Raw genomic sequence first — 6,957 nt, forward strand, 5'->3', positions numbered from 1 at the left:
CCTTCGGCGTCGTCGATCACTTCGCCTTCGAAGATGTTGACGTTGCCGATGAATTCGCAGACCAGACGGCTGGTCGGGGTTTCGTAGATGTCGATCGGGCTGCCGATCTGGGCGATCCAGCCCAGGTGCATGATCGCGATGCGCTCGGCCATGGTCATGGCCTCTTCCTGGTCGTGGGTCACCATCACGCAGGTCACCCCCACGCGCTCGATGATTTCCACCAGTTCCAGCTGCATCTGCGAACGCAGTTTCTTGTCGAGTGCGCCCATCGGTTCGTCGAGCAGCAGCAGCTTCGGCCGCTTGGCCAGCGAACGCGCCAGTGCCACACGCTGACGCTGACCACCGGACAGTTGATGCGGCTTGCGCTTGGCGTACTGGCTCATCTGCACCAGCTTGAGCATTTCGGCCACTCGCGCATCGACTTCAAACGCCGGAATCTTGTCCTGCTTGAGGCCGAAGGCGATGTTCTGCGCCACGGTCATGTGCGGGAACAAGGCGTACGACTGGAACATCATGTTGATCGGTCGTTCGTACGGCGGCATGTCGGTGATGTCGACGCCGTCGAGGAAAATGCGCCCCTCCGTGGGCCGTTCGAACCCTGCCAGCATCCGCAGCAGAGTGGATTTGCCCGATCCCGAACCGCCGAGCAAGGCGAAAATTTCGCCTTTCTTGATTTCCAGGGACACATCGTCCACGGCAATCGTCTCGTCGAACTTCTTCGTGACCCGGTCGATCTTGACCAACACCTGTTTCGGTGTCTGGTCGCCCTCGAGGGCTTTCTTATAGGCGCCGGAGGCAACTGCCATTTACGAAACTCCCAGATAAAAACAATGCAGTCCGCCCCGCAAGGCGAACCCAGGATAGTGTGTGCCTTACATCCCCGACTTGACCTTGGTCCAGCTGCGGGTCATCAGACGCTGAATGTTCGGTGGCAACTCGGTCGACACATAAGCCTTGTCGATAACAGCCTGCGGCGGATACACCGACGCATCGGTGCGGATGGATTGTTCCATCAACTTGTCCGAACCCGGGTTGGGGTTGGCATAACCGACGTAATCACTGACCTGAGCGATCACCTCAGGTTTCAGCAGATAGTTGATGAAGGCGTGGGCCTCCTTCACGTTCGACGAATCCTTCGGAATCGCCAGCATGTCGAACCACAATGCGCCGCCCTCTTTCGGCACCGTGTAGGCGATGTTCACGCCCTTCTTGGCTTCGGCTGCGCGGTTCTTCGCCTGGAAGATATCGCCGGAGAAACCGATGGCTACGCAGATGTCGCCGTTGGCCAGATCACCGATGTATTTCGAGGAATGGAAGTAGGTCACGTAAGGACGCACCGCGAGCAACTTGTCAGTGGCCTTTTCGTAGTCCTCGGGGTTGGTGCTGTTGGCATTCAGGCCCAGATAGTTGAGCACGGTCGGCATCATCTCATCCGCTGAATCGAGGAATGCCACGCCACAGCTTTGCAGCTTCTTGATGTTCTCGGGCTCGAACAAAACGCCCCACGAATCGATCTTGTCGACACCCAGCACAGCCTTCACTTTATCGACGTTGTAACCGATGCCGTTGGTTCCCCACAGGTACGGCACGGCGTACAGATTGCCCGGATCGTTCTGCTCCAGACGCTTGAGCAGCGCCGGGTCGAGATTGGAATAATTGGGCAGCTGCGAGCGGTCGAGCTTCTGGAACGCGCCCGCCTTGATCTGCTTGCCGAGGAAGTGGTTCGACGGCACGACCACGTCGTAACCGGTACGCCCGGCCAGCAACTTGCCTTCAAGGGTTTCATTGGAATCGAAGACGTCATAGACCGGTTTGATTCCGGTGGCTTTCTGGAAGTCCGCCAGGGTCGTCTCGCCGATGTAATCGGACCAGTTATAAATATGCACCGTACCGGCGGCCTGGGCTCCGACAGCAATCGTCAGGCCGGCAGTGGCCAGCAGGGCTTTGCGCAAAGAAGAAAAAATAGGCAAGTGGAGGTCCTCTAAATTAGTTGGGCCCAAGTTGCCCCGCGCTGCATGACAGCCATGGCTGCCCGGCAACAAAACCGGCGCGCAACTTACCCTCGAAAAACCGTTCCAGCAAAACTTTCTGTCATTTAATTGTCCCGCTGGCCATCGTCACGGAGACGATGGCCAGCGGGTACGGCTTCAAACGGCTTATTTGCCGGATTTGATCTTGGTCCAACTGCGAGTGATCAGACGCAAGGTCGCAGCATCCTGATCGCTGATCGCATACAGCTGTTTCTTCACTTCCGCCGAAGGGTAAATGCTCGGATCGCTGGTGATGTCTTTGTCCACCAATGGCGTTGCCGCCTTGTTGCCGTTCGGGAAACGTACGGCGTTGGTGATCTCGGCCATCACTTCCGGCTGCAGCAGATAGTTCATGAACTTGTAAGCGGCTTCGACGTTTTCGGCATCCTTGGGAATGGCGACCATGTCATAGAACGTACCGGCACCTTCCTTCGGAATGGTGTAAGCCAGTTTGACCTTGTCACCGGCCTCCTTGGCGCGAGTCTTGGACTGTTCCAGGTCACCCGAATAACCGACGGCGACGCAGATGTTGCCGTTGGCCAGATCGGAGATGTATTTGGACGAGTGGAAATACGCAACCGATGGGCGAACCTTGAGGAACAGGTCTTCGGCGGCTTTCAGATCAGCCTTGTCCTTGCTGTTGGTCGGCTTGCCCAGGTAGTGCAAGGCCGCCGGAATCATTTCGGTCGGAGCGTCGAGGAAGCTCACGCCGCAGCTTTTGAGTTTTTCGATATTCTCGGGTTTGAACACGATGTCCCAGGAATCGATCTTGTCGATGCCCAGTGCAGCCTTGACCTTCTCCGGGTTGTAGCCGATGCCGATCGAGCCCCACATGTACGGGAAGGCGTGTTTGTTGCCTTGGTCGCTGGCATCGCCAACCGCTTTGAGCAGGTCTTCGTCGAGGTTCTTCCAGTTCGGCAACTTGGACTTGTCCAGTTCCTGATACACGCCAGCCTTGATCTGCTTGGCCAGGAAGTTGTTGGAGGGCACCACCACGTCATACCCGGATTTGCCCGCCAGCAGTTTGGCTTCGAGGGTTTCGTTGCTGTCGAAAACGTCGTAGACGACTTTGATGCCCGACTCTTTCTCGAACTTGGCCACGGTGTCCGGAGCGATGTAGTCCGACCAGTTGTAGACGTGCAACACCTTGTCGTCCGCCTGAACCGCACCCGCCATCATGCCCGCCACGGACAGCGCGAGAAGTGTCTTGCCAGCAAGCTTTTTGCCTAATGCCTTCATGCGTAATGCTCCAAATTTTCTTTTTTTGAACCACTTTGTTCAGCGGCCGAACCCGGGCAACTGGAACCGCGGCTAGTCTGGCAAGATCCGGGGCGGTCTTTCAAGAAAAGACCAGCCTTTCTGACAGCTTTGAGCGAGAGCGCCGCAGCTCCCTCGCTCAGAGCCTAGCACTTAGCCCTGCAACGCACTGAGGGTCAGATCCAGGCATTTGCGTGCCTTTGTAACCAGCTCATCGATCTCCGCTTTGCTGATCACCAGCGGTGGCGCGATGATCATGGTGTCGCCCACAGCGCGCATGATCAGGCCGTTGTCGAAGCAGAACTGGCGGCAGATCATGCCGACGCCCTTGCCTTCGTAACGCTTGCGCGTGGCCTTGTCCTGCACCAGCTCGATCGCGCCCAACAGACCGACCCCGCGAACTTCACCCACCAACGGGTGATCGTTCAGTTCCCGCAGACGTTTCTGCAAATACGGTGCCGTTTCGTTGTGCGCGTTCTCGATAATTTTTTCGTCGCGCAGAATGCGGATGTTTTCCAGACCCACAGCCGCCGCCACCGGGTGACCGGAGTAGGTGAAGCCGTGGTTGAAATCGCCGCCCTCGTTGAGCACCGCAACAACGGTGTCGCGCACGATCAGGCCACCCATCGGGATGTAACCGGAGGTCAGGCCTTTGGCGATGGTCATCATGTCGGGTTTGAGGTCGTAGAAATCGCTACCGAACCACTCACCGGTACGGCCGAAACCGCAGATCACTTCGTCCGCCACGAACAGGATGTCGTACTTGGCGAGGATTTCCTTGATGCGCGGCCAGTAGGTGTCTGGCGGAATGATCACGCCGCCGGCGCCCTGGATCGGCTCGGCAATAAAGGCACCGACGTTGTCCACGCCGACTTCGAGAATCTTTTCTTCCAGCTGATTGGCTGCCCAGATACCGAACTCTTCCGGGGACATGTCGCCGCCTTCAGCGAACCAGTACGGCTGCGCGATGTGGACGATGCCCGGGATCGGCAGGTCGCCTTGTTCGTGCATATACGTCATGCCACCGAGGCTCGCGCCGGCCACGGTCGAACCGTGATAACCGTTCTTGCGGCTGATGATGACTTTTTTGTCCGGCTGGCCCTTGATCGCCCAGTAGTGGCGAACCATGCGCAGCATGGTGTCGTTGCCTTCGGAGCCGGAACCGGTGAAGAACACGTGGTTCATGCCTTCTGGCGCGACGTCGGCAATCGACTTGGCCAGTTCCAGCGCCGGCGGGTGCGCGGTCTGGAAGAACAGGTTGTAGTACGGCAGTTCGCGCATCTGTTTGGCGGCCGCGTCGGCCAGCTCATCGCGACCATAACCGATGGCCACACACCACAGACCGGCCATGCCGTCGAGAATCTTGTTGCCTTCGCTGTCCCACAGGTAAACGCCCTTGGCGTTGGTGATGATCCGCGGGCCTTTCTCTTTCAGCTGCTTGAAGTCGCTGAACGGGGCCAGGTGGTGATCATTGCTGAGTGCTTGCCACTCGCGGGTTTGCGGGTTGTTGCTGGTCATGCCAATTCTCCTTGTTATCGGTGAAGGCGCGGCTTTTTGAGGGCCGCGCCTGGCGTATCAGACGGCGAAGAGCAGGTACTCACGCTCCCAGGAACTGATCACGCGCTTGAAGTTTTCATGCTCGGCCCGTTTTACCGCGACGTAGCCAGTGATGAAGGTTTTGCCCAGGTACTTCTCGATGGTCGCGCTGTTTTCCATGCGCTCCAGCGCATCTTCGATGGTCAACGGCAGGCGCAGGTTGCGGCGTTCATAACCACGACCCACTACTGGCGCGCTCGGGTTGAGGCCTTCGACCATGCCGATGTAACCGCAGAGCAGGCTCGCGGCGATCGCCAGGTAGGGGTTGGCGTCAGCGCCCGGCAGGCGGTTCTCGACACGGCGGTTCTGCGGGCCGGCATCCGGTACACGCAGGCCCACGGTGCGGTTTTCTTCGCCCCACTCGACGTTCACCGGTGCCGAGGTGTCCGGCAGGAAGCGGCGGAACGAGTTGACGTTCGGCGCGAACAACGGCAACAGCTCAGGAATCAGCTTCTGCAGGCCACCGATGTGGTGCAGGAACAGCTGGCTCATGGTGCCGTCTTCATTAGAGAAAACGTTTTTGCCGGTCTCGATGTCGATGATGCTCTGGTGCAAGTGCATCGCACTGCCCGGCTCGCCGGTCATCGGCTTGGCCATAAAGGTCGCGGCCACGTCGTGCTTGAGCGCGGCTTCGCGCATGGTGCGTTTGAACACCAGGATCTGGTCGGCCAGCGACAGCGCGTCGCCGTGACGGAAGTTGATTTCCATCTGCGCCGTGCCGTCTTCGTGGATCAGTGTGTCGAGGTCCAGTTCCTGCAGTTCGCACCAGTCGTAGACGTCTTCGAACAGCGGATCGAATTCGTTCGCCGCTTCAATCGAGAACGACTGACGACCGATTTCCGGACGGCCCGAGCGACCGATTGGCGGCTGCAATGGATAGTCAGGGTCGTCGCTGCGCTTGGTCAGGTAAAACTCCATTTCCGGCGCCACGATTGGCTGCCAGCCTTTGTCGGCATAGAGTTTGAGGACTTTCTTGAGGACGTTGCGCGGCGACAGCTCGATCGGGTTGCCTTGCTTGTCGTAGGTGTCGTGGATCACTTGAGCAGTTGGCTCGATGGCCCACGGCACCATGTACACGGCGTTCTGGTCGGGGCGGCAGATCATGTCGATGTCGGCCGGGTCGAGCAGTTCGTAATAGATGTCGTCTTCGACGTAGTCGCCGGTCACGGTCTGCAACAGCACGCTTTCTGGCAGACGCATGCCTTTTTCGGCGATGAACTTGTTGGTCGGCGAAATCTTGCCCCGGGTGATACCGGTCAAGTCGGCGATCATGCATTCGACTTCTGTGATCTTGTGGTCTTTCAACCAATCGGTGAGCTGGTCGAGGTTGTTACTCATAAATGCCTCTGGGCTGAGTCTCCTGACAGGATGTCAGGCAAAGTTTGACGCTTTGAGCGTCGCGTTAAAGGGGGGCTTGCTCGCGCAGTGCCGGCTTACGCCTGGCACCGCGCATAGACAATGAAAGAGGAGCTTACCTGCCCTTTACGCTGGCGTTGCATTTCCTGTGCACACTCAAGGCGTGCAGAATCACGAGCACGGCTGGGCAAGCGGCACAGGCTTTGAGGGTGAAAGCGATCTATATTGGAAGGGGACGCCATAAACAGGATGCTTTCCCGTACGTCCAGAATATCGGACGCTGGCGCTTGAACGGCCATGGACGGGAACATCGTCGGCAACTGGCAAGCCATGCTGGCTGCGCTACGGACGGATTTGTCGCCACTGATGTGATAAGCATGCAGACCGGACTGTTGCGAGCAGTCGGTGATGCCGATTAACGGCAGGCGAGACATGAAGCACCCCGGTATTATTGCTGTTATGGGTTTGATCGGAGCTTAGCCTTGTTCATTTTTTTACACAACACCCCCGTAAAAAATACAACACGGCCTGCTCAAGCCCGCGGGTGCACAGTCTTCCAAGGACAAAAAAACGCCCGAAAGTGCCCCATAAATGCCCTCGCAGCGCTTTTTTAGGGCAAAAAAGGCCTCGCTTGACTTCGGCAGGCCGTTCGGGTTGACTGAAACCAGAAAAGATCAATGATTGATATTTTTAACAACAAAGGTGTTGCATCATGTCG

6 protein-coding genes are annotated in these 6,957 nt (G+C 57.8%); all 6 read right to left on the minus strand.

The genetic code is table 11. The annotated features are described in order from the left end of the window. A partial coding sequence (locus ACIPIZ_RS29000) for an ABC transporter ATP-binding protein (protein WP_401168925.1) occupies positions 1–806 on the minus strand: 806 nt, incomplete at its 3' end. 66 nt (positions 807–872) lie between these two features. Then, positions 873–1,970, minus strand: a complete 1,098-nt coding sequence (locus ACIPIZ_RS29005; RefSeq protein WP_064389460.1) for a polyamine ABC transporter substrate-binding protein — start codon at positions 1,968–1,970, stop codon at positions 873–875. A gap of 186 nt (positions 1,971–2,156) precedes the next feature. Continuing rightward, on the minus strand, positions 2,157–3,269 hold the full coding sequence (locus tag ACIPIZ_RS29010; RefSeq protein WP_064389461.1) for a polyamine ABC transporter substrate-binding protein: 1,113 nt from the start codon (positions 3,267–3,269) through the stop codon (positions 2,157–2,159). A gap of 171 nt (positions 3,270–3,440) precedes the next feature. Further along, positions 3,441–4,805 carry an aspartate aminotransferase family protein gene (locus ACIPIZ_RS29015; protein ID WP_105704615.1) on the minus strand — a complete coding sequence of 455 codons (1,365 nt, stop codon included), beginning with the start codon at positions 4,803–4,805 and terminating at the stop codon, positions 3,441–3,443. A gap of 57 nt (positions 4,806–4,862) precedes the next feature. Further along, positions 4,863–6,221 (minus strand): glutamine synthetase family protein, encoded by a 1,359-nt coding sequence (locus tag ACIPIZ_RS29020; RefSeq protein ID WP_007913846.1) that lies wholly within the window; start codon positions 6,219–6,221, stop codon positions 4,863–4,865. Between the two features lie 95 nt (positions 6,222–6,316). Continuing rightward, positions 6,317–6,673 carry a gamma-glutamyl-gamma-aminobutyrate hydrolase family protein gene (locus tag ACIPIZ_RS29025; protein WP_253481435.1) on the minus strand — a complete coding sequence of 119 codons (357 nt, stop codon included), beginning with the start codon at positions 6,671–6,673 and terminating at the stop codon, positions 6,317–6,319. Between the last annotated feature and the right edge of the window lie 284 nt (positions 6,674–6,957).

The sequence above is a fragment of the Pseudomonas sp. NPDC087690 genome (assembly GCF_044743175.1).
Classification (GTDB): Bacteria; Pseudomonadota; Gammaproteobacteria; order Pseudomonadales; family Pseudomonadaceae; genus Aquipseudomonas.

Bases quoted from the DNA above. Each gene is read 5' to 3' on its own strand.
- ACIPIZ_RS29020 (WP_007913846.1), bottom strand. From the start codon at position 6,221: ATGAGTAACAACCTCGACCAGCTCACCGATTGGTTGAAAGACCACAAG.
- ACIPIZ_RS29015 (WP_105704615.1), bottom strand. From the start codon at position 4,805: ATGACCAGCAACAACCCGCAAACCCGCGAGTGGCAAGCACTCAGCAAT.
- ACIPIZ_RS29010 (WP_064389461.1), bottom strand. From the start codon at position 3,269: ATGAAGGCATTAGGCAAAAAGCTTGCTGGCAAGACACTTCTCGCGCTG.
- ACIPIZ_RS29025 (WP_253481435.1), bottom strand. From the start codon at position 6,673: ATGTCTCGCCTGCCGTTAATCGGCATCACCGACTGCTCGCAACAGTCC.